This window comes from Rhizobacter sp. (assembly GCF_032229685.1).
Taxonomy (GTDB): domain Bacteria; phylum Pseudomonadota; class Gammaproteobacteria; order Burkholderiales; family Burkholderiaceae_C; genus LMDS01.
In genome coordinates this window covers 470,081-493,998 of the sequence record NZ_JAVTWP010000031.1, presented here as the reverse complement: position 1 = coordinate 493,998, position 23,918 = coordinate 470,081, and the positions used below count along the sequence as shown (strand labels likewise).

Below are 23,918 nucleotides of genomic sequence, written 5' to 3'. Positions count from 1 at the left end.
ACCCGAACGATGCCCAGGCTCACCGACACGCTGCGTTTCTCGGACGCTCAGGAACAGTTCTCGTCGGCACGGCTGTGGGAGCTGTTCGACGGCGACCGCGAGTGCTTGAATATCGCGCACGAATGCATCGACCGGCACGCCCGCACCGACGGCGGGCGCACCGCCGTCATCGTCGCCCACGCCGACGGGCGCGACGAATCGCTGAGCTTCACCGAGCTGGCACAGGCATCGTCGCGCTTCGCCCACCACTTCGAGGCGCTCGACGTGCAGCCCGGCGATCGTGTCGCGATCATGCTCGAGCCCTCGCTCGCGTTCTACGCCGCGCTGTTCGGGGCGATCAAGTGCGGCGCGATCGCGGTGCCGCTGTTCACGCTGTTCGGGCCCGACGGCATCCGCCTGCGGGTCGGTGATTGCGCACCACGGCTGCTCGTGACCAACGCCGAGAAGGCGCCGCAATGCGAAGGCCGGACTGGCGTGCAGGTGATCGTGGCGGACGCGGCGTTGTCGACGGCGTTGGCGGCCCTCCCGACACACTACGAGCCCCGGACCCGCGCCGACGACCTCGCGATCTTCCAGTACACCTCGGGCACGACGCGCGAACTGCCCGAAGCCGTCAAGCACAGCCACCGCGCCATCGTCACGCTGATGGTGGCGGCGCTCTATGGCATCGGGCTGCGCCCCGGCGACCGCTATTTCTGCCCGTCGTCGCCGGCTTGGGGACACGGCCTGTGGCACGGCACGCTGGCGCCGCTGGCGCTGGGCATCACGATCGGTGCCTACGCCGGCCGCTTCGATGCCGAGCGGCTGCTGCGCGCGCTGGCCGAACACCGCTTCACCAACCTCGCGGCCGCGGCCACGCACTACCGCATGATCCGGCGCTCGAACGCCGCGCCACGCTATCACTACGCGCTCGAGAAGCTGTCGTTCACCGGCGAACCGATGGACAGCGAGACCGCCACGTTCGTGCAGCAGACCTTCGGCCATCCCGCGTGCAGCATGTACGGCACGACCGAGATCGGCGTGGTGCTGGTCGGCTACCCCGGCGCGCCAGACTTCGTTTTCAAGCCGGGTTCGCTCGGCAAGGCCGTGCCGGGCGGCCGCGTCGAGGTGCAGGACGCGCAGGGGCAGCCCTGCCCGCCCGGCGTGACCGGCGAACTCAAGGTCTGGCGGCGCGACCACTGGATCGCCACCAAGGACCTGGGTCGCATCGACGACGACGGCTACTTCTTCCACGGCGGCCGCGCCGACGACACCATCATCTCGGCCGGCTGGACCATGAGCGCGGTCGAAATCGAGGACGCGATCCTGAAGCACCCCGATGTCAACGAGGCCGCCGCGATCGGTGTCGCCGACGAATTGCGCGGCCAGGTGGTCAAGGCCTTCGTCGTCTCTGCACGGGCTGGTGACGCGGTCTTCACGCAGGAGATCCAGGAGCTGGTGCGCAGCCGTCTCAGCCAGCACGAATACCCACGCCAGATGGCCTTCGTCGGCGAACTGCCCAAGACCGCCGCCGGCAAGGTCAACCGCAAGATCCTGCGCGAGCGCGAACTGCTCGCGAGCCGCCCCGCCACCGCCTGACCACTTTCGCCCAGACAGAGGACACCATGTCGAAGACCACCGAACGCGAGTTCCCGAAGATCACCGAACAAGGGCTGGACGACCTGCGCCGCCGCATCGGTGTCAAGATCGGCAGCACCGTCGAGCCCTGGTGCCACGAGGCCACGCGCGACAACATCCGCCACTACGCACACGGCATCGGCGACGACAACCCGCTGTGGTGCGACCCCGACTACGCCGCGAAGACGCAGTACGGCGGCATCGTCGCGCTGCCGAGCTTCCTGTACGCCACCGACCGCATCGTGTCGGGCTACGTCGGTGGCCTGCCCGGCGTGCACGCGATGTGGTCGGGGGCCGACTGGAGCTGGCACAAGCCGGTGCGCCGCAACGACGAGATCAGCACCGAGGTGAGGCTGAAAGACCTGACGGTGCACGAGACCCGCTTTGCCGGCCGCGCGGTGCAGCAGACCTACCACGTCGACTTCTTCAACCAGCAGGGTGATCCGATCGCCAGCGCCGACACCTGGTGCTTCCGCACCGAGCGCAATCACGCCCGCGAGAAGGGCACCAAGTACACCGAGGTCAAGGCCCGCCCGCCACGCCGCTACACCGAGGATGAACTCGCGCAGGCCTACCAGCTGTACCGCGACGAGCCGGTGCGCGGCGCCAGCAAGCGCTACTGGGAAGACGTGATTGAAGGCGAAGAGTTGCCGGTGATGTTCAAGGGCCCGATGACGGTGACCGGCTTCATCGCCTACGCGCAGGGCTGGGGCGGCCTGTACATCCGCGCCAACAAGCTGGCCTGGAAGCTGATCGACGCGCACCCGGGCCTGGGCATCGCGAACCGCTTCGGCATTCCAGACTGCCCCGAGCGCGTGCACTGGGAAGAAGAATTCGCGCTCGAGGTCGGCGCACCCGGCGCCTACGACTACGGCCCCGAGCGCAGCTCGTGGCTGACCCACCACCTGACCAACTGGATGGGCGACGACGGCTTCCTGCGCCGCGCCCACTGCAAGATCCGCCGCCACAACCCGGCCGGCGACATGCTGTTCATCAAGGGCAAGGTCAAGCGCAAGTTCGTCGAGGATGGCCGCGCGTTGGTCGAGATCGAGCAGGAAGCGCGCAATCAGGACGACGAGTTGTCGGTGCTGGGCGGTGGCGTCGTCGAACTGCCGCGCCGCGCCTGAAATGAAACCCCCACGCTCGCTTCGCTCGCTGCCCCCCGAGGGGGCGCTCAGTCCCTTCGGAACGGCCGGGCGGTACTGAGATGAGCACACCCTTGCCGAGCGCACTGGGCGGCCTGCGGGTTCTTGACCTGTCGCGCGTACTGGCCGGCCCGCTGTGCGCGCAGATGCTCGCCGACCACGGCGCCAGCGTCATCAAGGTCGAGCCGCCGGACGGCGACGAGGCACGCCGCTTCGGCCCGCCGCTGGACGAGCGCGGCGAGGTCGCGTACTTCGGCGCGCTGAACCGCGGCAAACGTTCGATCGCCGTCGACCTGTCGCGCCCGGCCGGCCGCGCCGTGCTCGAGAAGCTGCTGGCCGACGCCGATGTGCTGATCGAGAACTTTCTGCCCGGCACGATGGAAAAGTGGGGCTTGGGCTACGAGGACGTGCTGGCGGCGCGCTACCCGCGCCTCGTCCATTGCAGCGTCAGCGGCTTCGGCGCCGATGGGCCACTCGGCGGCCTGCCCGGCTATGACGCCGTGCTGCAGGCGATCTGCGGCCTGATGAGCGTCAACGGCACGCCCGACTCCGGCCCGCTGCGCCTGGGCGTGCCGGTGGTCGACTACCTGACCGGCTACAACGCGTTCAGCGGCGTGCTGCTGGCGCTGGCCGCGCGCGAGCGCAGCGGCCGCGGCCAGCGTGTCGAGGCGACGCTGTTCGACACCGGGCTGGCACTGCTGATCCCGCACGCGTCGAACTGGTTCTACTCGGGGCGCATTCCGCAGCGCATGGGCAGCTCGCATCCGAACATCGCACCCTACGACCGCTATGCCGCCGCCGACGGCGAGGTGTTTCTCGGTGTCGTCAACAACGGCCAGTTCAAGCGCTTTTGCGAGTGCGTGGCACGGCCCGATCTCGCCACCGACCTGCGCTTTGCCGACAGTTCGGCACGGCTGGAGAATCGCGACGCGCTGCGCACCGAGATCGAGCGCACGCTGCTCGGCTTCGAGGTCGCTCCGCTGTGTGCGGACCTGATGCGCCGCGGCGTGCCGGCAGGTCCGGTCAACGACGTGGCGCAGGCGCTCTCGCAGCCGCACGCGGCGCACCGCGCGATGGTGGTGGACGAGCACGGCCGGCGTTCGCTCGGCCTGCCGGTGAAGCTGTCGTCCACGCCCGGCCGACCGGGCGACCTGCCACCGCGCCTGAGCGAACACGCGGCCGCGATCCTGGCCGAACTCGGTTGCGACGCTGCGGCTGCCGAGGCCCTGCTCGCCAATGGCACGGTGATGCGCCCGTCGCCGTGACTTGTCGCGTGGCGACTCGAGAGACAAAAGGAGACAGTCCGATGAACCCCACTCGATGCGCGCGCCGCGTGCTTCTGATCGCCGCAGCGGTGCTGCCGCTGCTGGCTGCGGCCCAGTCATACCCGAACCGCAGTGTGCGCATCATCGTCCCCTACCCCGCCGGCCAGGGCACCGACGTGGCCACACGCCATTTCGCCGAGAAGCTCTCCAAGGCGCTGGGGCAGTCCTTCTACGTCGAGAACAAGGCCGGCGCGGGCGGCAACATCGGTGCCGACGCCGGCGCGAAGGCCGCGCCCGACGGCTACACGCTGACGATGGGCACGAACGCCACGCACGCTCAGAACCCGTTCCTCTACGGCGCGATGCCCTTCGATGCCGCGGCCGATTTCGAACCGGTCATCCTGACCGGCATGTTGCCGATGGTGATCGCTGCGAGCCCGTCGTTTCCGGCCTCGTCGGTCAGCGAACTGATCGCGGCGGCCAGGAAGCGCCCCGGCAAGGTCGACGTCGCGCTGCCCAGCACCAGCGCCCGCATCGTGCTTGAGCTGCTGCGCGAGCGGGCGGGGACACCGTTTTTCGGCGTGCCTTACAAGGGCTCGGCGGCGGCCATGACCGATGTGATAGGGGGCCAGTTGCCGCTGACGATCGACACCGTGACGGCCATGCGCCCGCAGGTCGAGGCAGGCCGGCTCAAAGCCATCGCCATCACCTCGCTGCAGGGCAGCGAGTTGATGCCGGGCATCAAGTCGGTCGCCGAGCAAGGCGTGGCAGGCTTCGAGATGACGGCGTGGAACGCGCTGTACGCGCCGCGCGGCACGCCGCCCGCGGTGATCGAGACCCTGAACGCCGAGATGGTGAAGATCCTGGCGCAGCCCGAGACGCGTCAGCGCCTGCTGCAGCTCGGCATCGAACCCGCTGGTGGCAGCCCGGAACGGCTGCGCAGCTTTGCCGACAACGAGCGCGCCAAATGGGGCCCGTTGATCAAGGCGGCGGGCATCAAGGTCGATTGAGTCAGCTGCGGCCGCGGCGCGCCGCCAGCGTCACTTCAAGCCGGCCTTGAAGGCATCGAGCACCTCGGTGCCAGCGCGACCACGCCGGTCGAGGTTGTCGGCCCAGTCCTTGGCAACCTCGTGCATCGCGTTCGACACCACGGCCTTGTCGGCCGCCGACAGCGTGACCAGCTGAACCCCGGCCTGCTTGACCTTGTCCATCTCGCCGGCCTCGTCACGCTCGACCTGCGCGCAGGTGCTTCGGGCGGTTTCTTCGCCCATCGCCGTGAGTTCCTTCTGAAGGGGCACGGGCAGGCTCTGCCAGCGCTTTTCGCTGATCACGTAGTTGGCCACGAAGGAACCGAAGTTCTCACCGACCGTTGCAGTCTTGGACAGCTTGTGGATGTCGTACGGCACCAGGCTGTTGAACGGGAACAGCACGCCTTCGATCGTGCCGCGCGAGAGCGCCTCGTAGACTTCGGGCGTGGGGATCAACACCGGTGTCGCCTTGATCTTCTTCAGCACCAGTTCCTTGGCCGACCCCGATGCGCGGATCTTCATGCCTTCCAGGTCCTTCAGCGACGCGAAGGGCTTGCGCGTGACCACCTGGTAAGGCGGCAGCACGATCGTGAACAGCAGGCGCACCCCGTTCGGCTCGAATTCCTTCTTCGACAGCAGGCCACCGAACTTGGCGAGGTTCCAGTAGGCGAGCGTGCCCTTGCACGAGCCGGTGAAGCTCAGCGGCAACTCCGCGACCACCGACAGCGGCATCTTGTCGGAGACGAATCCGGGCGCGACATAGGTGATGTCGAGCACGCCCGACTGGGTCAGCGACAGAAAGTCCTTGGCCTTGCCCATCTGTTCGGCCGGGTAATACTCGAACTCGACGCCCTTGCCGGCAGGGCTGGCCTTAAGCCGATCGATCATCGGCTGGATCATGTACCTCGGCAGGTAGTGGCCGACCGGGAAAGAGTCGGCAATCTTGAGCTTGATCGCTGTCTGCGCGCCCGCGCCAGCGGCGCCGCCGATGCACAGTACCGTGGCCAGGGTCGGCAGCAGGTGGCGGAGGGTTGTTGACATGTCGTTCCTTTGGTTGTCGAGACAGCGTGGCCTCAGCTATGGCGCCATCTGCGCCGGAAGCCACAGAATGATCGCCGGAAACGCCACCAGCACGACCAGCAGCAGCAAGTGGCTGAAGACATGCGGCCAGACCCCGGCAAACACCTCTTGCAGGGGCCGATTCGCGTAGCGAGAGACGACGAACACGTTCAACCCCACCGGGGGTGTCACCAGGCCGACCTCGGCAACGACGATGACGATCACGCCGAACCACACCGGATCGAAACCGAGCGACTTGACCAGCGGCAGGACCACCGGGATCGTCAGGATCAGGATCGCCACCTGGTCCATCACGCAGCCCAGCAGCAGGAAGCCGAACAGGATGAACGCCATCACGAGCCAGCGCGACACCTGCAACGCACCGACCCACTGCACGATGACCTGGGTGACCTGCGTCAGCGTGAAGAAGTAGCCGAAGATCTTCGCGCACACGACGATCATGATGATCATGCAGCTGGCTTGGCCGGCGTGGGTCAGCGCCTTCATCAGCGACGCACGGTTGACCTTGCCCTCCAGCGCTGCCAGCAAGAAGCCACCGAAGGCGCCGATGCCGGCTGCTTCGGTCGGTGTCGCAATGCCGGTGTAGATCACACCGGTGACGGCCATGAACAGCAGCAGCATCGGCCCGACGACCTTCAGCGACGCGAGCTTCTCGCGCAGCGTGTAGGCCTTGCCGCGCGGCGCGCAGGCCGGGTCGAGCGTGACCAGGACCCAGACCGTGGCGATGATTGTCAGCGTCACCAGGATGCCCGGGATCACGCCGCCGACCAGCAACTGGCCGATGCTGACGTCGGCGATGATGCCGTACAGCACCAGCGCAATGCTCGGCGGGATCAGCATCGCGAGGGTTCCGGAGATCGCCACGACCCCCGCAGCGAGCTTGGGGTCGTAACCCTGCTTGAGCATTGCCGGCAAAGTGGTCGAGGACAGGGTCGCGGCCGAGGCCGTGCTCGAGCCCGAGATCGCGCCGAAGCCGGCGCCGGCGATGGCGGTGGCCATCGCCAGCCCGCCCGGCACGCGGCCGACCCAGGCCGCGGCCGCCTTGAAGAGATTGTCGGCCACGCCGCTGAGGATCACGAACTCTGCCATCAGGATGAACATCGGCACCGAGATCAGTTCGTAGGTTGCAGCGGTCGACAGCGGCGTCGTCGCGAGCACGCCGGTCAGCGTCTGCACCCCGCCCACCAGATACAGGCCCAGGCTGCCGGCGACGGCGAGCGCAAACGCCACCGGCATGCCCGCGGCCAGCAGCACGAACAACAACAGCACGACGCCACTGGCGATCATGTGCCGAGGTCCTCGGTGCCCGAGATCGGCGGCAACGCAATCACCTCGCGCCCCGAGGCCAGCGTCGCGATGTAGCCGGCGGCGTCGAGGGCCAGCCGCAGCGCCAGCAGCCCGAAGCCCAGCGGCAGCAGGATGCTGACGGTCCAGCTCGGCGCCCCGATGCCGCTGGTGGAGACGGAGCCGACCTGGAACTCGCCCCAGGTGTGCTGCGCCGCGACGACCGCGCACAGGCCGAAGACCGGCGCAGCCAGCGCGCTGGTCGCGGCCTGCAGAACGTAGCGGGTGGTCCGGCCCATGCGGTTGTGCAGGATGTCGACCGCGACATGGCCGTGCGCCTTCAGTGTGTGGGACACCGCGAGGAAGAACAGCCCCGGCATCAGGTAGCTCGACACCATCTCGTACGACCAGGACAGCGGGGCGTTGAACAGGTAGCGCAGCGCCACATCGGCCACGACGAGCAGCATCAACAGCATCAGCATCACGCCGCCGATCGCCATCAGCGCGGCATCGAGGGCGTCAATCGCGGCGCGCAGCCGGGCGAAGCCCGAGGCGTCGGAGCCCGGACCGGGTGGCAATTGCCTGGGCTGGGTCATCGCCGTCGCTGCCGCGTCATGAGCGGCGCTGATCGAACGCGCGCCCGTAAACCATCGAAGCAATCGTGTTGCGCAGGATCTCGGTCGTGCCGCCGCCAAGCGCGAAGCCGCGCGAGTCGCGCACCATGCGCTCCAGCGGCAGCGCGCGCGTGAAGCCGGCGTGGCCGTGGATCTGCAGTGCCTCGTTGGTGACACGCTGCACCATCTCGTTGGCGTAGAGCTTGGCCATCGCCGCTTCGAGCGGGTCAGGGAAGCCGTCGACCAGGTTCGTCGCCGCGCGGTAGATCATCAGGCGCGCAGCGTGCAACTGCACCGCCATGTCGGCGATCTTCCACTGCAGACCCTGGAACTCGCAGATCGGCCGCCCGAACTGCTCGCGCTCCTGCGAATACTTCTTGGCGGCCTCGTAGGCCGCCTGCGCCACGCCCAGGCACATCGCGGCATTGCCGACGCGCTCGGGCCCGAACGAGCTCATCAGGCGCTTGAAACTGCGCGTCGAGTCGGGGTCGCCGGCGAGGATCACGTTTTGCATCGGCACGCGGCAATGGTCGAAGTAGAGCTCGACCTCGGGCATGCCGCGCCCGCCCATCTTGCGGTCCGGATGGCCGACCTCGAAGCCCTTCATGCCGCGCTCGACCACCAGCGCCCCGATGCCGCGCGGGCCCTGCGTCTTGCCCCAGCGCGCGAACACGAAGATGTGGCTGGCCAGGTGACCGCCGGTGCAGTAGGCCTTCTGGCCGTTGAGCACGATGTGGTCGCCGTCGGGCGTGGCCGAGGTGATCATGTCGGTCATGCCCGAGCCGGCGCCGGGCTCGCTGATGCCGATAGCGAAGCTGTAGTCGCCTTTTGCGCAGCCCGGCAGCCAGCGCTGCTTCTGCTCCTCGGACGCCAGCACCGCCAGCGCGCGCGACGGCCCGTTGAGCGCGATCTGCGCCACCAGCGCGGTGTTGAAGCACACCCGCGCCACTTCCTCAAGCAGGATGGTGCCCTGGATCACCGGCGCGCCCGAGCCGCCGTGGGCTTCCGGGATCACCATGCCGAGGTAGCCGAGCTTGGCGAGCAGGTCGCGGTTCTCGGTCGGGAATTCCTCCTTCTCGTCCCAGTACGCGGCCTTGGCGCTGAAGGCGCGCTCGGCGGTCTTGCGGATTTCCTGGCGGAAGGCTTCGAGGTCGGGGTCGAGCTGGAACATGGCGGTACTCCGGTGTCAATGGCCAACGAACTTGGGCTTGCGCTTTTCCATGAAGGCCGCGACGCCTTCCTTGCGGTCGTCGCTGTGCAGCACCAGGTTCTGGGCCTGGGCTTCGTAGTCGAGAAATGCCTCGAGGCTGGGCTGCATCGCGTTGCGGAACATGCGCTTGCCCACCGCGAGCGCGAAGGTGGCCGATTCGGCCAGCTCCTCGGCCAGCGCGACGGCGCGCGCGTCGAGCAAATCGTCGGCCACGACCTCGTTGACCATGCCGAGCTGTCGCCCCTCTTCGGCCGGCACCATGCGCGCCGACATCATCAGCTCGCGCGCCCGCAGCACGCCGATGTACTGCGTCAGGAAGTAGGCCGCGGCGCCGTCGGGCGCCAAGCCGATCTTCTTGAACACCAGGCTGAACTTGGCGTTGTCGGACGCGAGGATCAGGTCACAGGCCAGTGCCAGACTCCAGCCAACGCCCACGGTCGCGCCACGCACCACAGCGATCACCGGCTTGTCGAGATTGGCCAGGCCGGTGATCACGCGGTGCGCGCGCTGGACGCGCTGCCGGCCGCTCAGCACGTCCAGGCTCTGCATCGTGCCGACGTCGGCACCGGCGCAGAACGCGCGCCCCTCGCCGCGCAGCAGCACGGCGCGGACCGCGCCGTCCTTCTGCAAGCTCAGGGTCGCGTCGGAGAGCTGCTCCATCATCTCCGGCGTCAGCGCGTTGAGGCGCTCGGGCCGATCCAGCACGAGATGCGCGACCGCGCCGTGGCGCTCGATTCGAACCGTCATGAAATTCTCCAGTTGGCGTGGCAGGCCCCGAAGCCCGGGATCAGATCACTTGTTGCTGCCCTGCGCGTACTGCACCGCGATGCGGCCGACGCGCTCGCGCGCGATCACGAGTTTCATGATCTGCGCAGTGCCGTCGCCGATCTGCAGGCCCAGCGTGTCGCGCATGCGTTGCTGGTGCGGCAGGTCGGTGGTGTAGCCGTAGTGGCCGTGGGTCAGCAGGCACTGCGTGATGACCTCGTAGCTGATCTTGGGCACCCACCACTTGCACATCGCGGCCTCGGCGGTGTGCGGCAGGTTCGCGTCGCGCAGCCACAGCGTGCGGTAGCACAGCGCGCGCGCCGCGGTCAGCAGCGTATCGGCCTCGGCCAGCGGGAAGGTCACGCCCTGGTACTGGGCCAGCGGCGCGCCGAAGGCCTTGCGCTCCTTGATGTACTCCCAGGACTCGTTCAACGAGGCCTGCGCCGCGCCCAGGCACTGCAGGCCGATCAGCGCGCGGCTGTAGTCGAAGCCGTTCATGATCTGGAAGAACGCGCGGTTCTCCTCGCCCATGCGGTGGTTGGCCGGAATCTTCACGTTGTCGAAGAACACCGAGCCGCGACCGACGATCTTCGTGCCCACGTCGTTGAAACGCGCGCGGCTGACGCCTGGCGCGTTCATCGGGACGACGAACGCGCTGATGCCCTTGGCCACGTCCTCGACCTTGCCGGTGCGGGCGAAGGACACGATCACGTCGGCCTGCTCACAGAAGCTGATCGAGGTCTTCTCGCCGTTGATGAGGTAGTGGTCGCCCTTGCGCTCGGCACGCAGGGTCAGGTTGGCGGCGTCGGAGCCGCCGCGCGGTTCGGTCAGGCCCAAAGCCACAAGAGCCTCGCCCGCCGCGAGCTTGGGCACCCATTCGTTCGCCACGTCCGGCTCGGCGTACTTGCACAGGATCTGGCCCATCAGCCAGCTCACCAACTGCACGTAGCTCATGTTGAAGTCGCCCGCGGCGATCTCCTCGATGATCACGCCCGAGGTGACGCAGTCCACCCCCATGCCGCCGAATTCCTCGGGCAGCGCCGCGCTGATCAGGCCCAGGCTGCCCATCTCCTTCAGGATGGTCCGGTCGATGGTGTTCGTCTTCTCGCGCTTCATGTAGTCGGGCGCCAGCCGTTCCTTCGCGAAACGCGCCGCCATGTCGCGCATCGCCACTTGTTCGGTGTTCAGTGAAAAGTCCATTCAGAGTCTCCTCAATTCATCGGGTGAAGGGGTTCAAGCTGCCGGTCACGAATTCGGAAAGATGTGACCGGCGATCACATTCTTCTGCGTCTGCGTCGTGCCGCCGGTCAGCGTGAGCATGCGCACGTCGCGCACCATGCGCTCCAGCGGCAGCGAGCCGAAGTAGCCGTAGCCGCCGAACATCTGCTGGCATTGCACGGTCACGCGCTGCGCCATTTCGGTGGCGAAGACCTTGGCGATCGAGCACAGCTGCGGGTCGGGCTTGCCGGCGTCGATCAACGCCAGCGCCTTGTAGCAAAGGCAGCGCGCGGCCTCGATCTCGATCAGCGAATCGGCCATCATCCAGCGCAGGCCCTGCATCTCGCTCAACTTCTGGCCGAACTGCTCGCGCACCGTCATGTACTCGCGCGCCAGGTCGAACGCGCCCTCGGCCACGCCGAGCGCCATCACGCCCATGCCGACGCGGGTGCCGTTGTAGATCGTCAGCGGCCTGACGAAACCGCGCGAGTTCTGCGGGTCGCCCAGGGTCACGACGTTGCTCGCCGGCACGCGCACGTTGTCGAAGAACAGCTCGTTCTCGGCCGCGCCGCGCACGCCCATCTTGCCCTCGAGCTTGCGCACCGTCAGCCCCGGCCGATCGCGCTCGACGACGATCGTGCCGATGCCCTTGGCACCGCTCGACGGCCCGAAGCGCGCGTACACCAGGTGCATGTCGGCGCGGTCGCCGAAGGTCGTGAAGATCTTGCTGCCGTTGATCAGGTATTCGTCGCCGTCGCGCACGGCCGCCGTGCGGATCGCGGTGCCGTCGGAGCCGGCCTGCGGTTCGGTCCAGGCGATGCTGCATTCGAACTCGCCGGTGACGAAGCGCGGCACCAGCCGGCGCCTGAGTTCGTCGGGGCCGTGGTTGGCGATGATGCGCGGCGAGACGTTCTGGTCGTGCACGATCATCGCGGTCAGCAGGTCGACCTTGGCGAGTTCCTCGATCACCAGGTAGGTGCTGACCAGCCCGGCGCCGGCGCCACCGAACTCCTTGTCGACGCTCAGGCCGAGGTAGCCGAGCTCGGCCAGGCGGTGTTTGTTCTCTTCCGGGAACGCTTCTTCACGGTCCCAGCGTGCGGCCTTGTCGCGAAACTCCTGCTGCGCCAGCTTGCGCGCGGCATCCCGCAGCATCACCTGTTCTTCGGTCAGATCGAAATCCATGCGGGCCTCATTTGGTCTTCAGGCCCATCAGGCCGGCGATCAGGTTGCGCTGCATCTGCGAGGTGCCGGCGGTGATAGTGGTGGCACGTGCATCGCGGTAGTGGCGCTGCATGTCGAATTCCATGATGTAGCCGTAGCCGCCCATGATCTGCATGCCCTGGTTGGCGATGTTGGCGTAGGCCTCGGAGCCGAACAGCTTGGCCTGCGAGATCGCCATCAGCGCATCCTCGCCGCGCGCCAGCTGCCAGGCGGCCCGCCACATCATCAGCCGGCTCGCCTCGACCGCGGTCTGCATGTCGGCGAGCATGTGGGCGATGGCCTGGAAGGTGCCGATCGGCTTGCCGAACTGCTTGCGCTCCTTGGCGTAGGCCAGGGCCAGGTCGACCGCCGCTTGCGCGCCGCCGACATAGCCCGCCGCCGTCATCAAGCGTTCGAGCTGCAGACCGGACAGCATGTAGCCCCAGCCCTTGTCCGGCTCGCCCACCAAGCGGTCGGCGGGCACGCGGACGTCGTCGAAGAACACCTCGTAGGTGCCCAGCGAACGCCGGCCCAGCGTGTCGAGCTTGCGCAGCGTGATGCCCGGCGTGTCCTTGTCGACCAGGAACAGCGACAGCGCCTGCTGGTGCGGCCCTTCGGGTTGCGTGCGGGCATACAGGTTGATGACGTTCCTGTCGGCGCCCGCGCCGGTCGAGAACACCTTCTGGCCGTTGATGACCCACATGTCGCCGTCGCGGCGCGCGCTGGTGCGCATCGCGCCGGCATCCGAGCCGGCGCCGGGTTCAGTCATCGAGATCGACATGCGGATCTCGCCGTCGAGCAGCTTGGGCAGCCAGTGCGCGCGCTGCGCCTCGGTGCCGTTGTGCAGGATGTTCAGGCCGTTGAAGACGCAGGTGCCGTAGGCGCCGAGGAAGTCGTAGCTCTTGCGGCCGAGCTCTTCGGCGATCACGGCGAAGTCGATCACGCTGCCGCCCAGGCCGCCCACCGACTCCGGGAACGGCATGCGCAGCAGGCCCATCTCGACGAAGGCGTCGTACAGCTCGTAGGGGTAGCGCGGCTCGGCGTCGCAGCGCCGGATGTATTCCGGCGTGGCGACGCGGTTCAGCATCGCGCGCACGCTGTCGCGCAACAGGTTCTGCTCTTCGGTGAAGCTGAAGTCCATGGGGTGAAGTCCTTGCCGCGTCAGCGCGCCACGAACGGCGGCAGACCGGTCTGCGCCGTCAGGCCGCCGTCGGCCACCAGCGCGGCGCCGGTGATGAATGAAGCCTCTTCCGAGGCGAGGAACAGGACGGTGCTGGCGATCTCGTCGGCCTCGCCCATGCGGCCCAGCGGATGCACGGCCGCCATCGCACGGCGCACCTCGTCGGCGCGCGCGCCGGCCAGCACCTGCGTCACGCGGGTGTCGATGCCACCCGGGCAGACGCAGTTGACGCGGATGCCGTCTTGCGCGCACTCGAGCGCCGCCGACCGCGTGAGGTTGATGACACCGGCCTTGGCGGCGTTGTAGGCCGACATGCCGTAGTCGCCCGCCGTGCCGGAAATCGACGCGGTGTTGACTACCGCGCCTTTGCCCTGGCGCCGCATGACCGGCAGGCAGTACTTGAGGCCCAGGAACACGCTCGTCAGGGTCACGGCCAGGATCCGGTTCCAGGTGTCGAGCGAATAGTCGGCCAGCAGCGCCGGCTCGCCGAAGCCGGCGTTGTTGACGAGCACGTCGATGCGGCCGTAGCGGTCGAGCGCGAGTTGCACGGTCGCCTGCACCGCGTCCGGGTCGGCGGCGTCCATCTTGATCCACACCGCGTCACCACCCTGCGCGACGATGCCGGCCGCCGTCTCCTCGGCCCGCTTGCCGCTGAGGTCGGCGACGACGACGCGCGCGCCTTCGCGCGCGAAGCGCAGCGCGGTCGCGGCGCCGATGCCGGCGCCTGCCGCGGTGACGATCGCCGTGCGTGCCTCGAATCTGCCGGTCATGGCGTCAGCGCACCCTCAGCCGAGCTGGATCCAGGTCGTCTTCAGCTCGGTGTACTTGTCGATCGCGTGCAGCGACTTGTCGCGGCCGAAGCCCGACTGCCGGTAGCCGCCGAACGGTGTCGTGATGTCGCCGCCGTTGTAGCAATTGACCCAGACCGAGCCGGCGCGGATCGACTTCGCCATCTTGTGGGCGGTGTTGATGTTCGAGGTCCAGATCGCCGACCCCAAGCCGTAGATCGTGTCGTTGGCGATGCGCACAGCGTCGTCCTGGTCGCGGAAGGTCAGCGTGGCCAGCACCGGGCCGAAGATCTCCTCGCGTGCGATCGTCATGTCGCCGGCGACGCCGTCGAAGATGGTCGGCTCGATGTAGAAGCCCCCGGTCTGCGTCAGCACCTGCTTGCCGCCGAGCGCGAGTCTGGCACCCTGCTGGCTGCCCTTGGCGATGTAGCCGCAGATCCGCTCGGTCTGCTCGTGGCTGACGATCGCGCCGGCGCGCGACTTCGGATCGAGCGGGTCGCCGGGCTGCATCTTGCGGGCCCAGCCGATCACCTTCTCGAGCACCTCGTCCTTGATCGACTCCTGCACCACCAGGCGCGAGCCGGCGGCGCACACCTCGCCCTGGTTGTAGAAGATGCCGAACGCCGCGTTGCGAGCGGCGGTGTCGATGTCGGGGGCGTCGGCGAAGATGATGTTGGGCGACTTGCCGCCGCATTCGAGGCTGACGCGCTTCATGTTCGACTGCGCCGCGTAGGCCATGAACATCTTGCCGATCTCGCCCGACCCGGTGAAGGTCAGCGCGTCGACGTCAGGGTGCAGGCCGAGCGCCTTGCCGGCCGTCGGCCCGAAGCCGGGCACGACATTGATCACGCCGGGCGGAATGCCGGCTTCGAGCGCGAGCTCGGCGAGGCGGATCGCGGTCAGCGGCGATTGTTCGGCCGGCTTGATCACGACGGTGTTGCCGGCCACGAGCGCGGGGCCGATCTTCCAGCACGCCAGCATCAGCGGAAAGTTCCACGGCAGCACCACGCCCACCACGCCCATCGGCTCGCGTGTCACCATCGCGACCACGTCGTGACCGGTCGGCGCCACCTGGTCGTAGAGCTTGTCCGCCGCCTCGGCGTACCAGGCGATGGCCTCGATCGCCATCGGGATGTCGATCAGGTGCGCGTCGCGGATCGGCTTGCCGACGTCGAGCGTTTCGAGCAGCGCCAGTTCCTCGGCGTGTTTGCGCATCACCTCGGCGAGCGCGAGCATGAGCCGCTTGCGTTCGCGCGGCGCCAGCCGCGACCAGCGTCCGTCCTCGAACGCGGTACGCGCCGCCTTGACGGCGCGGTCCACGTCGGGCGCATCGCACGACGCGACGCTGACAATCGTGCGGCCGTCGATCGGGCTGATGCAGTCGAAGCTCGCACCCGACGCGGCCGCAACGAACTTGCCGTCGATGAAGGCCTGGTGGCGAATCGACAGCGTCGCTGCCTTCTGGGTCCAGAAGTCCCTGGTCTGTGTCATGGCCGCGTCCTCATGGGGTGAATGGCCGGCCGGTCAATGCTCGACCGCGCCCTTGGGCAGGAAGGTGATGGTCTCGGTGAACTCGACCAGCACCTCGCCGTGCTGGTTGATGACGCGGTGGCGCAGGTCCATCAGCGTGTAGCCGCGCGAGCTCGGCGGGCGCAGCCAGGCCTCGCCCTCGACGTGCACGGTGTCGCCCGGGAACAGTGCGGCCTTGACGCGCGCATCGACGCCGGTCATGCCGCCGAACGGGCCATGCTCGCGCCCTTCGAGCACCTTGTCGATGATGCCGGCCACGGTCGGCGCCAGCAGGCCCATGCCGACCGAGATGATCATCGGCCCGGGCGCGAAGCGGTTGCGGTGCTTACCCGACATGTGGGTCTTGATGTACTCCATGTCGATGAAGAAGGGCTCGTGCAGGCCGACGACGTTGACGAAGGTGACGATGTCGGTCTCGGTGATCGTGCGGTTGTGGGTCTTGAAGGGCACCGGCTTTGCGCCGGCGGGTGGGTCCATGGCCATCGTGGTCTCCTGTTGAAAGTAGGGTTCTTTACTCTGCGCCCGGCTTCAGGCAGTCGGGCATCTTGGCGAGCGGGAAACCCTCGTAGGGCACGGAACGGCTGTGCTCGTCGAGCTTCCAGGTCTGGCGCGCGTTGGGCACGCCGCCGTCGACGCGAATGAAGGAACCGGTGATGTAAGCCGCGCCTTCGGACAGCAGGTAGACGATGGCCGAAGAAACCTCGGCCTCGGTGCCGTAACGTTGCAGCGGCGCGGTCTTCATCAGACTGCGGAACTTGGCCTTCATCTCCGGGCCGTAGGTGTCGAAACCGCTGCTGGCCACGAAGCCCGGTGCCACCGCATTGACGCGCACGCCCGCCTGCCCCCACTCGCAGGCCGCGGTTTCGGTGAACGACAACATGCCGGCACGCGCCGCGCCGCTGTGCGCCATCGTCGGCATGCCCATCCACATGTCGGCGATGATGTTGACGATGGCGCCGCCATGGGTTTCCATCCACTGCGTGTAGGCCTCGCGCGAGACCAGGAAGCCGCCATGCAGGTTGTTACGCACGACCGCGTCCCAACCCTTGAGCGTGATGTCGCGCACCGGCTGCGGGTACTGGCCGCCGGCGTTGTTGACCAGCCCGTCGATGCGGCCATGCGCAGCGAGCACATCGGTGATCATCTGCTTCACACCCGGCTCGTCGCGGATGTCGCAGGAATGGATGCTGACTTTCGCGCCCGGCGCCGCAGCTTCGATCTCGGCCTGCACATCCTGCAGCTTCTCGATCTTGCGGCCCACCAAGGCCAAAGCGGCACCCAGGCTGGCGAGTTCATGCGCGGTGCAGCGGCCGATGCCGCTGCCGCCGCCGGTGACGATGACGGTCTGTCCGGCGAACAGGCCGGCGCGGTAGATGGAGCGATAGGCGGTCGTGGTCATGGGTTTCCTTCGGCGGATGGCGCCGGCTTGAGCATGAAGTTGCCGTGGCCGACGGCGATGGGCTTGTCGGGGCTGGACTGCCAGGCCTCGATGCGCAGGTGCGCGACGCGCTGGCCCTGCTTGACCATGAAGACGTTGGCGTAGACGTCCTCGGGTCGACCGGAGCGCAGGTACTCGAAGGTGAAGTTGATCGTCTTGGGCAGGTCCGTGCTGTCCATGTGCCACAGCAGGTAGAACATGCCGGCGCACTCGAGGAAGCCGCCGGTCGCGCCGCCATGCAGTGCAGGCAACACGGGATTGCCGATGAGCTTCGGGACAAACGGCATGCAGGCCGTGAACTGGTCGCCCTTGATGTCTAGGCGCATGCCGAGGAAGCACGCGTAGGGCACGAGTTCCACGATCGGAGTCCAGTTCCGGCTCGCACGTGCTGCGGTGACGATGGCATTCACGTTCATGGCCGGTTCGCCTGCAGTGCCGACAGCGCATCATCGAGCGCAATCACTGGGCCCCCGGTGAACATGAAGATTGCCGACGAGGTGGCGATCGGATCGTCCGGCGTGTCGTGGTAGGCGCAGCCCCGGACAAACGCCAGTTCGTGGCCCAGCTTGTAGCAGACCGCTCCACCGAAGATCTCGCGCCCCGGGGTGGCCGCTTTCAAATAGTCGATCCGCAGATCGAGCGTTGCCATCGGGCGCAGCTTGTCCAGCCGCACGAAGATCGCCAGCCCGTAACAGCTGTCGAGCAGGGCGGTGATGACACCGCCATGGACGACGCCCGTCTCCGGATTGCCGACCAGACGCGCATCGGGCAGCACCTTGATGACGCACCACTCCGGCTCGACCTTGTGCAGCCGCAGGCCGAGCTCGCGGCTGTAGGCCGAGATCGAGGTGATCTTCTCCCACATGTGCATCCGCTTGTCACGGCCCGAATCTTCGTTCGACATCGACAATCCTTCCATTCATGCGCGCGACGCGCGCCCTACATCCGCTTGGCCACTTCCTCGAGCATGACTTCGGTGGCGCCGCCACCGATGGCCTCGACGCGCGCGTCGCGAACCATGCGGGCGATCGTCGTCTCGTGCATGTAGCCGAAGCCACCGTGGAACTGCTGGCAGTCGTACAGCACCTTGTTGACGAGTTCGCCGCACAAGGCCTTGACCATCGAGACCTCCTTGACGCAGTCCTTGCCCTGCGCATCGAGCCAGGCGGCGTGGTAGACGAGCGCGCGGCCGGCCTCGACCTGCGCCGCGCGCATCGCCAGGCGCTGGCGGATCGCCTGCTTGTCCCACAGCGTCGCGCCGAAGGCCTTGCGGTCGCGCACGTAGTCCACCGTCATCTCGATCGCCCGCGCCGCTTCGCCCATCGCCTGTGCACCGATCACCATGCGTTCGTTCTGGAAGTTGCGCATGATCTGGTAGAAGCCCTTGTTCTCGCCGCCCAGCAGGTTCGCCGCCGGGATGCGGCAGTTCTCGAACACCAGCTCGGCGGTGTCGCTGCACAGCCAGCCGCTTTTCTTCAGCGAGCGCCCGACGCGGAACCCCGGCGTGCCCTTTTCGACAATGAAGATCGAGATGCCGCGCGAGCCCTTGGCGGTGGGATCGGTCTTGGCGCCGACGAAGTACAGGTCGCCGTGCACGCCGTTGGTGATGAACATCTTGCTGCCGTTGATGACCCAGTGGTCGCCGTCGCGTACCGCGCGGGTGCGGATGCCGGCCACGTCGGAGCCGGCGTCGGGTTCGGTCACCGCCACCGCGCAGACCTTCTCGCCGCGGATCAGCGACGGCAGGTAACGCTGCAGCTGCTCTGGCGAGCCGAAGTTGGCCAGGTGCGGCGAGGCCATGTCGGTGTGCACCGTCACCGTGACCGCGTAGCCGCCGAAGGTGGAGCGACCGAGCTCTTCGGCCAGGATCGCGCTGTACACGGTGTCCAGGCCCGAGCCGCCGTAGGTCTCGGGGTAGCGGATGCCGAGGTAACCGAGCTCGCCCATCTGGCGCATCACCTCGCGCGGCACCATGCCGGCCTCTTCCCAGGGGGCGGCACGCGGCACGATTTTCTGGCCGATGTAGCGGCGCAGATTGTCGCGAAACTGACGGTGCTCTTCAGTGAAATAGATCGGCTCGTTCATGCTTTCTCCTCGGGTTCGATCACCACCAGCACATCGCCGCCGCGCACCGAATCACCCTCGCGACAACGCAGTTCGGTCACGCGCCCGTCGGCCGGCGCCGCCAGCGTGTGCAGCATCTTCATCGCCTCCAGCATCACCAGCGTGTCGCCGGCGCGCACGCTCGCGCCGACGCTGACGGGCACGGACGTCACCAGCCCCGGCATCGGCGCACGCAGGCTGTTGCCGGCATCGGCCCCGGCCGCGTCGCCACCGGCGAGCGCGTGGCGGATGCGGTCCACGCGGGTCCAGGTGTGGGTGCCTTGCGGGCCGCACAGCCACACCCGCTCGGCGCCGGCTTCGTGTACACGCAGAAAGCGGTGGCTCGCGCTGCGGCCGGCGTGTTCGACATCCAGCCGTTCGCCGTCGAGCCGGCCTGCGAAGCTGAAGCTGCGCTCGGCCACCTGCACCTGCCACGTGTTGCCGCGGGCCTGCACCAGCGCCTCGTGCAGCGTGCGCGACGGGTCCTCGAGCAGCACGCGCACGCCCGCCGGCGCGGCATCGCCGGTCACGCGCCAGGCGCCCAGTGCCTGCCACGGCGAGGCCGTGGCAGGCGCGTGGGCGACCAGCGCGCATCCCAACGCAGCCGTGGCCAGGGCCAGGGCCGTGTCGCCACGCGGGCGCCAGCCTTCGGGGAAGCTGCGCTCGATGTAGTGGGTGCTGAGCATCTGCCCGAAGGCTGGCGCCCGCAGCAGATCGGCCAGGAAGCCGAGGTTGCAGCGCACGCCCAACAGCTGATACTGGTCGAGCGCGGTGGCCAGACGCCGCGCGGCCTGCTCGCGGGTGTCGGCGCAGGCGATCACCTTGGCAAGCATCGAGTCGTAGTAGGGCGTGACGCGGCTTCCGGCGCGCACGCCGCTGTCGACGCGCACGCCCTCGCCGCCGGGCTCGGCGTAGCCGACGATCGCGCCGATCTCGGGCGCGAAGCCGGCACCCGGATCTTCGGCGCAGACCCGCGCCTCGATCGCCCAGCCGCGCCGGCCAAGGTCCTTCTGCTCGAACGCGAGCGGTTCGCCGGCCGCGACGCGCAACTGCCATTCGACCAGGTCGATGCCCACCGTGGCCTCGGTGACCGGGTGCTCGACCTGCAGCCGGGTGTTCATCTCCAGGAAGAAGGTGTCGCCGCTGCCCGCGTCGTGGATGAATTCGATCGTGCCGGTGCTGTCGTAGCCGATCGCGCGCCCGACCGCCAGCGCATGCCGGTACAGCGTTTCGCGTTGCGCGTCCTGCAGATGGGCCGCGGGCGCCTCTTCGATCACCTTCTGGTGGTTGCGCTGGATCGAGCACTCGCGTTCGAACAGATGCACCAGGTGGCCGTGCTTGTCGCCGAGCAACTGCACTTCGAGGTGGCGCGGCTCGGCCAGATAGCGTTCGAGCAGCACGCGGTCGTCGCCGAACGAGGCCTTCGCCTCGCGCCGCACGGTGTCGAGCGCCGCGGCGAATTCGCCCGCGGCGCGCACCACCCGCATGCCCTTGCCGCCGCCGCCGGCCGAAGCTTTGATCAGCACCGGAAAGCCGATTCGCGCGGCGGCTTCGCTCAGCACCGCGCTCGCTTGGTCGTCACCGTGGTAGCCGGGCACGACCGGCACGCCGTGCTCGACCGCAATGCGCTTGGATTCGATCTTCGAGCCCATGCGCCGGATAGCATCGCGCGACGGCCCGACGAAGGCGATGCCGGCCGCCTCGCAGGCCTCGATCAGCGCCAGGCTCTCGGACAGGAAGCCGTAACCCGGGTGCACCGCCTGCGCGCCGGTGGCGCGCGCCGCGGCGACGATGGCGCCCGCATCGAGGTAGCTGCGCGCGGCCTCGGGCGGGCCGATGCGCACCGCCGTGTCGCAGCTCGCCACGTGCAACGCTTCGCGGTCGGCATCGGAATACACGGCCACGGTGTGCAAGCCCATGCGCCGCGCGGTGCGGGCGATGCGGCAGGCGATCTCGCCGCGGTTGGCAATCAGCAGGGTGTCGAACATGTTGCCCTGCGGGTCACTTCGCGCGCCAGGCAGGCTGCCGCTTGGCGAAGAAAGCCGTGATGCCTTCACGCCCCTCCTCGGTTTCCCAGGCATCGGCGAGCTTGTCGGCGGTGTAGATCATGCTGGTGGACAGATCGTGCTGGTCGACGTAGGCGATCAGCTTCTTCGTCGCGGCCACCGCGCCGGGGGCGCATTGCAGCAGGTCGGCGAGCTCGCGCTCGACCGCCGCGTCGAGCTGGTCGTCGGGCACGACCTCGGAGATCAGGCCGAGCCGCTGCGCCTCTGCGGCCTTCATGCGCCTGGCGGTCAGGAAAGTGCGGCGCGCGTTGGCCTCGCCCATGCGCGCCACGACATACGGTGCGATGTTGGCCGGCAGCAGGCCCAGGCGCACTTCGGTCAGGCAGTACACGCCGCTGTCGACCGCGACCGAAACATCGCACACCGAGATCATGCCCACGCCGCCGCCATAGGCCGGGCCGTTGATGCGCCCGATCAGCGGCATCGGCAACTCGTTGAGTGCACGGAACATGGTCGCCAGCTCGGCACTGTCGGCGACCCGCTCGGTGCGCGTCTTCTTCATGTTCTGCTGCATCCAGCCGAGGTCGCCGCCGGCGCAGAAGGTCTGGCCGGCGCCGGTGAGCACCACGGCGCGCACCCCGCTCGCCTTGGCCAGCCAACCGGCGGCATCGCGCAGCTCGGCGATCAGCGTCGCGTTGAGCGCGTTGTGGGTGTCGGGCCGGTTCAGCGTGAGCCGGGCCACGCCGCGCTCGTCGATGTCGAGCAGCAGGGTCTGGAAGGTCGGGGGGGTCATGGTGCGGCTCTCACATGCGGTACACGGGGGTGGCGGTCTTGGGCAGCACGCGACGCGTGGCCAGCGCCAGCGCCAGCCCGAGCACGCTGCGCGACTGCGAGGGCGCGATCAGGCCGTCGTCCCACAGCCGCGAGGTGGCGTAGTACGGGTCGGACTGGCGGCCGTATTGCTCGCGCACGGCGCGCTCGGTCTCGGCCATGCGCGCCTCGTCGGCCGGACCGCGCAGGTTGGAGCGGGCCAGCTCGAGCATCACGTTGCTGGCGATGTCGGCGCTCATGGTCGCCACCGAGGCACTCGGCCAGGCGAACAGGAACTCGGGCTCGAAGCCGCGCCCGCACATGCCGTAGTTGCCGGCGCCGTAGGAGCCGCCGACGATCAGGGTGAGCTTGGGCACGCGCGCGTTCGACACCGCGTAGACCATGTTGGCGCTGTGCTTGGCGATGCCGCCGCGCTCGGCCTCGGTGCCGACCATGAAGCCGGCGATGTTCTGCAGGAACAGCAGCGGCACGCCGCGCTGGTTGGCCAGTTCGATGAAGTGCGTGCCCTTCAGCGCCGCTTCGGCCAGCAGCGCGCCGTTGTTGGCCAGGATGCCCACCGGCTGGCCGTGGATCGCGCCGAAGCCGGTCACCAGCGTGGTGCCCCAGTCAGGCTTGAACTCGTGCAGCTCGCTGCCGTCGACCAGGCGGGCGATGATCTCGCGCGCGTCGTAGGGCTGCTTGGGGTCGGCGGGGACGATGGCGTCGAGCTCGGCCGGGTCGTACAGCGGCGGGCGCGGCGTCAGCGGCGGCGCGGGCAGCGGTGCCGGCGGCAGGCTGGCGACGATCTCGCGCAGCCGCGCCAGTGCCTGCGGCTCGTTCTCGGCCAAGTGGTCGTTGACGCCGGACACGCGGGTGTGCATCTCCGCGCCTCCCAGGGTCTCGCCGTCCACGGTTTCGTTGATCGCGATCTTCACGATCGACGGCCCGCCGAGGTGGATGCGGGCGTTGCCGCGCACCATCACCACTTCGTCCGACAGCGCCGGGATGTAGGCCCCGCCCGCGGTGCAGCCGCCGAACACGGCCGAGATCTGCGGCACGCCGTCCTGCGACATGCGGCATTGCTGGAAGAAGTTGTTGCCGAAGTGGTCGCGGTCGGGGAAAACGCGGTCCTGCTCGGGCAGGAAGGCGCCGCCGCAGTCCACTAGGTAGAGCACCGGCAGACGCAGCCTCCAGGCGATCTCCTGCGCGCGGCGGTGCTTCTTGACCGTCTCGTGGAAGAACGAGCCGCCCTTCACCGTGGCGTCGTTGGCGATGAACATGCACGGCTGTCCGGCGACGATGCCGATGCCGGTGACGATGCCGGCCGCCGGCACCTCGTTGCCGTACTGGCCCCACGCGGCCAGGGGCGAGAGCTCGAGGAAGGCGGTCGCGTCGTCGAGCACGAAGTCGATGCGCTCGCGCACCAGCAGCTTGCCGCGGTCGCGGTGGCGCTGGATGTGCGCGTCGCGTCCGCCCGTGGCCGCTCGCGCGAGCCGCTCGCGCAGCAACTCGAGTTGCTGTTGGCTGTGAGTTGCGGCCGCGGCGGCGCCACCCGAGCGCAGATCAGCGCGGCTGGTCATCACGGCCATGGGGCGTGTCCTTTCGAGCCGGCCGTTGAAGCCGCTTGCAAACGCCAG

22 protein-coding genes are annotated in these 23,918 nt (G+C 68.3%); 4 read left to right on the top strand and 18 right to left on the bottom strand.

What is annotated here, in order from left to right:
* Positions 1-9 precede the first annotated feature (9 nt).
* The 4 genes from AC30PD_RS14025 (at position 10) to AC30PD_RS14010 (ending at position 5,037) form a co-directional block, all read left to right on the top strand.
* Positions 10-1,578: an acetate--CoA ligase gene (locus AC30PD_RS14025; RefSeq protein ID WP_489536256.1), complete on the top strand. Its 1,569-nt coding sequence runs from the start codon at positions 10-12 to the stop codon at positions 1,576-1,578.
* 26 nt (positions 1,579-1,604) lie between these two features.
* Entirely contained in the window at positions 1,605-2,744 is a 1,140-nt protein-coding gene (locus AC30PD_RS14020) for an FAS1-like dehydratase domain-containing protein (protein ID WP_489536255.1), read from the top strand.
* An 80-nt stretch (positions 2,745-2,824) separates the two neighbouring features.
* The gene (locus AC30PD_RS14015) at positions 2,825-4,027 is read left to right on the top strand and encodes a CaiB/BaiF CoA transferase family protein (protein WP_489536254.1); all 1,203 of its coding nucleotides are present in this window, start codon (positions 2,825-2,827) and stop codon (positions 4,025-4,027) included.
* A 41-nt stretch (positions 4,028-4,068) separates the two neighbouring features.
* Entirely contained in the window at positions 4,069-5,037 is a 969-nt protein-coding gene (locus AC30PD_RS14010) for a Bug family tripartite tricarboxylate transporter substrate binding protein (protein WP_489536253.1), read from the top strand.
* A 30-nt stretch (positions 5,038-5,067) separates the two neighbouring features.
* On the opposite strand, the gene AC30PD_RS14005 is transcribed toward AC30PD_RS14010, so the two are convergent.
* Genes AC30PD_RS14005 through AC30PD_RS13920 form a run of 18 tightly spaced genes read right to left on the bottom strand, consistent with a single transcriptional unit; the run spans position 5,068 to position 23,870 of the window.
* Positions 5,068-6,096, bottom strand: coding sequence for a TRAP transporter substrate-binding protein (locus AC30PD_RS14005; protein ID WP_489536252.1), 1,029 nt, complete (start codon positions 6,094-6,096; stop codon positions 5,068-5,070).
* A 36-nt stretch (positions 6,097-6,132) separates the two neighbouring features.
* Complete coding sequence (locus AC30PD_RS14000) at positions 6,133-7,422, bottom strand: TRAP transporter large permease (RefSeq protein WP_448169742.1); 1,290 nt, start codon at positions 7,420-7,422, stop codon at positions 6,133-6,135.
* The gene (locus AC30PD_RS13995) at positions 7,419-8,015 is read right to left on the bottom strand and encodes a TRAP transporter small permease subunit (RefSeq protein WP_489536251.1); all 597 of its coding nucleotides are present in this window, start codon (positions 8,013-8,015) and stop codon (positions 7,419-7,421) included. The genes AC30PD_RS14000 and AC30PD_RS13995 overlap by 4 nt, the downstream gene beginning before the upstream one ends.
* 16 nt (positions 8,016-8,031) lie before the next feature.
* Positions 8,032-9,204: an acyl-CoA dehydrogenase family protein gene (locus AC30PD_RS13990; protein ID WP_489536250.1), complete on the bottom strand. Its 1,173-nt coding sequence runs from the start codon at positions 9,202-9,204 to the stop codon at positions 8,032-8,034.
* Between the two features lie 15 nt (positions 9,205-9,219).
* The gene (locus tag AC30PD_RS13985; RefSeq protein WP_489536249.1) at positions 9,220-9,990 is read right to left on the bottom strand and encodes an enoyl-CoA hydratase/isomerase family protein; all 771 of its coding nucleotides are present in this window, start codon (positions 9,988-9,990) and stop codon (positions 9,220-9,222) included.
* Positions 9,991-10,035: 45 nt separating this feature from the next.
* Positions 10,036-11,208 carry a cyclohexanecarboxyl-CoA dehydrogenase gene (gene aliB / locus AC30PD_RS13980; protein WP_489536248.1) on the bottom strand — a complete coding sequence of 391 codons (1,173 nt, stop codon included), beginning with the start codon at positions 11,206-11,208 and terminating at the stop codon, positions 10,036-10,038.
* 45 nt (positions 11,209-11,253) lie between these two features.
* Positions 11,254-12,408, bottom strand: coding sequence for an acyl-CoA dehydrogenase family protein (locus AC30PD_RS13975; protein ID WP_489536247.1), 1,155 nt, complete (start codon positions 12,406-12,408; stop codon positions 11,254-11,256).
* Positions 12,409-12,415: 7 nt separating this feature from the next.
* The gene (locus tag AC30PD_RS13970; RefSeq protein ID WP_448169748.1) at positions 12,416-13,567 is read right to left on the bottom strand and encodes an acyl-CoA dehydrogenase family protein; all 1,152 of its coding nucleotides are present in this window, start codon (positions 13,565-13,567) and stop codon (positions 12,416-12,418) included.
* A gap of 20 nt (positions 13,568-13,587) precedes the next feature.
* Complete coding sequence (locus AC30PD_RS13965; RefSeq protein ID WP_489536246.1) at positions 13,588-14,376, bottom strand: SDR family NAD(P)-dependent oxidoreductase; 789 nt, start codon at positions 14,374-14,376, stop codon at positions 13,588-13,590.
* Positions 14,377-14,391: 15 nt separating this feature from the next.
* On the bottom strand, positions 14,392-15,885 hold the full coding sequence (locus AC30PD_RS13960) for an aldehyde dehydrogenase (RefSeq protein ID WP_489536245.1): 1,494 nt from the start codon (positions 15,883-15,885) through the stop codon (positions 14,392-14,394).
* A 33-nt stretch (positions 15,886-15,918) separates the two neighbouring features.
* A complete protein-coding gene (locus AC30PD_RS13955; protein WP_448169751.1) occupies positions 15,919-16,407 on the bottom strand; it encodes a MaoC family dehydratase in 489 nt (162 codons plus the stop codon).
* A 28-nt stretch (positions 16,408-16,435) separates the two neighbouring features.
* Complete coding sequence (locus AC30PD_RS13950; RefSeq protein ID WP_489536244.1) at positions 16,436-17,323, bottom strand: SDR family oxidoreductase; 888 nt, start codon at positions 17,321-17,323, stop codon at positions 16,436-16,438.
* Positions 17,320-17,778 (bottom strand): PaaI family thioesterase, encoded by a 459-nt coding sequence (locus AC30PD_RS13945; RefSeq protein ID WP_489536243.1) that lies wholly within the window; start codon positions 17,776-17,778, stop codon positions 17,320-17,322. The genes AC30PD_RS13950 and AC30PD_RS13945 overlap by 4 nt, the downstream gene beginning before the upstream one ends.
* Positions 17,775-18,266, bottom strand: coding sequence for a PaaI family thioesterase (locus AC30PD_RS13940; protein WP_489536242.1), 492 nt, complete (start codon positions 18,264-18,266; stop codon positions 17,775-17,777). Before AC30PD_RS13940 ends, AC30PD_RS13945 begins: the two co-directional genes overlap by 4 nt.
* A 35-nt stretch (positions 18,267-18,301) precedes the next feature.
* Positions 18,302-19,447 carry an acyl-CoA dehydrogenase family protein gene (locus tag AC30PD_RS13935; protein WP_489536241.1) on the bottom strand — a complete coding sequence of 382 codons (1,146 nt, stop codon included), beginning with the start codon at positions 19,445-19,447 and terminating at the stop codon, positions 18,302-18,304.
* Positions 19,444-21,453 (bottom strand): acetyl/propionyl/methylcrotonyl-CoA carboxylase subunit alpha, encoded by a 2,010-nt coding sequence (locus tag AC30PD_RS13930; protein ID WP_489536240.1) that lies wholly within the window; start codon positions 21,451-21,453, stop codon positions 19,444-19,446. Before AC30PD_RS13930 ends, AC30PD_RS13935 begins: the two co-directional genes overlap by 4 nt.
* A gap of 13 nt (positions 21,454-21,466) precedes the next feature.
* Positions 21,467-22,264, bottom strand: coding sequence for a crotonase/enoyl-CoA hydratase family protein (locus AC30PD_RS13925; protein WP_489536239.1), 798 nt, complete (start codon positions 22,262-22,264; stop codon positions 21,467-21,469).
* Positions 22,265-22,274: 10 nt separating this feature from the next.
* Entirely contained in the window at positions 22,275-23,870 is a 1,596-nt protein-coding gene (locus AC30PD_RS13920; protein WP_489536238.1) for a carboxyl transferase domain-containing protein, read from the bottom strand.
* Positions 23,871-23,918: the final 48 nt, after the last annotated feature.

Bases quoted from the DNA above. Each gene is read 5' to 3' on its own strand.
- AC30PD_RS13975 (WP_489536247.1), bottom strand. From the start codon at position 12,408: ATGGATTTCGATCTGACCGAAGAACAGGTGATGCTGCGGGATGCCGCG.
- AC30PD_RS13990 (WP_489536250.1), bottom strand. From the start codon at position 9,204: ATGTTCCAGCTCGACCCCGACCTCGAAGCCTTCCGCCAGGAAATCCGC.
- AC30PD_RS13995 (WP_489536251.1), bottom strand. From the start codon at position 8,015: ATGACCCAGCCCAGGCAATTGCCACCCGGTCCGGGCTCCGACGCCTCG.
- AC30PD_RS14005 (WP_489536252.1), bottom strand. From the start codon at position 6,096: ATGTCAACAACCCTCCGCCACCTGCTGCCGACCCTGGCCACGGTACTG.
- AC30PD_RS13940 (WP_489536242.1), bottom strand. From the start codon at position 18,266: ATGTCGAACGAAGATTCGGGCCGTGACAAGCGGATGCACATGTGGGAG.
- aliB (WP_489536248.1), bottom strand. From the start codon at position 11,208: ATGGACTTTTCACTGAACACCGAACAAGTGGCGATGCGCGACATGGCG.
- AC30PD_RS14025 (WP_489536256.1), top strand. From the start codon at position 10: ATGCCCAGGCTCACCGACACGCTGCGTTTCTCGGACGCTCAGGAACAG.
- AC30PD_RS13925 (WP_489536239.1), bottom strand. From the start codon at position 22,264: ATGACCCCCCCGACCTTCCAGACCCTGCTGCTCGACATCGACGAGCGC.
- AC30PD_RS13960 (WP_489536245.1), bottom strand. From the start codon at position 15,885: ATGACACAGACCAGGGACTTCTGGACCCAGAAGGCAGCGACGCTGTCG.
- AC30PD_RS14015 (WP_489536254.1), top strand. From the start codon at position 2,825: ATGAGCACACCCTTGCCGAGCGCACTGGGCGGCCTGCGGGTTCTTGAC.
- AC30PD_RS13920 (WP_489536238.1), bottom strand. From the start codon at position 23,870: ATGGCCGTGATGACCAGCCGCGCTGATCTGCGCTCGGGTGGCGCCGCC.
- AC30PD_RS13985 (WP_489536249.1), bottom strand. From the start codon at position 9,990: ATGACGGTTCGAATCGAGCGCCACGGCGCGGTCGCGCATCTCGTGCTG.
- AC30PD_RS13955 (WP_448169751.1), bottom strand. From the start codon at position 16,407: ATGGCCATGGACCCACCCGCCGGCGCAAAGCCGGTGCCCTTCAAGACC.
- AC30PD_RS14000 (WP_448169742.1), bottom strand. From the start codon at position 7,422: ATGATCGCCAGTGGCGTCGTGCTGTTGTTGTTCGTGCTGCTGGCCGCG.
- AC30PD_RS13945 (WP_489536243.1), bottom strand. From the start codon at position 17,778: ATGAACGTGAATGCCATCGTCACCGCAGCACGTGCGAGCCGGAACTGG.
- AC30PD_RS14010 (WP_489536253.1), top strand. From the start codon at position 4,069: ATGAACCCCACTCGATGCGCGCGCCGCGTGCTTCTGATCGCCGCAGCG.
- AC30PD_RS13965 (WP_489536246.1), bottom strand. From the start codon at position 14,376: ATGACCGGCAGATTCGAGGCACGCACGGCGATCGTCACCGCGGCAGGC.
- AC30PD_RS13930 (WP_489536240.1), bottom strand. From the start codon at position 21,453: ATGTTCGACACCCTGCTGATTGCCAACCGCGGCGAGATCGCCTGCCGC.
- AC30PD_RS13970 (WP_448169748.1), bottom strand. From the start codon at position 13,567: ATGGACTTCAGCTTCACCGAAGAGCAGAACCTGTTGCGCGACAGCGTG.
- AC30PD_RS13950 (WP_489536244.1), bottom strand. From the start codon at position 17,323: ATGACCACGACCGCCTATCGCTCCATCTACCGCGCCGGCCTGTTCGCC.
- AC30PD_RS14020 (WP_489536255.1), top strand. From the start codon at position 1,605: ATGTCGAAGACCACCGAACGCGAGTTCCCGAAGATCACCGAACAAGGG.
- AC30PD_RS13935 (WP_489536241.1), bottom strand. From the start codon at position 19,447: ATGAACGAGCCGATCTATTTCACTGAAGAGCACCGTCAGTTTCGCGAC.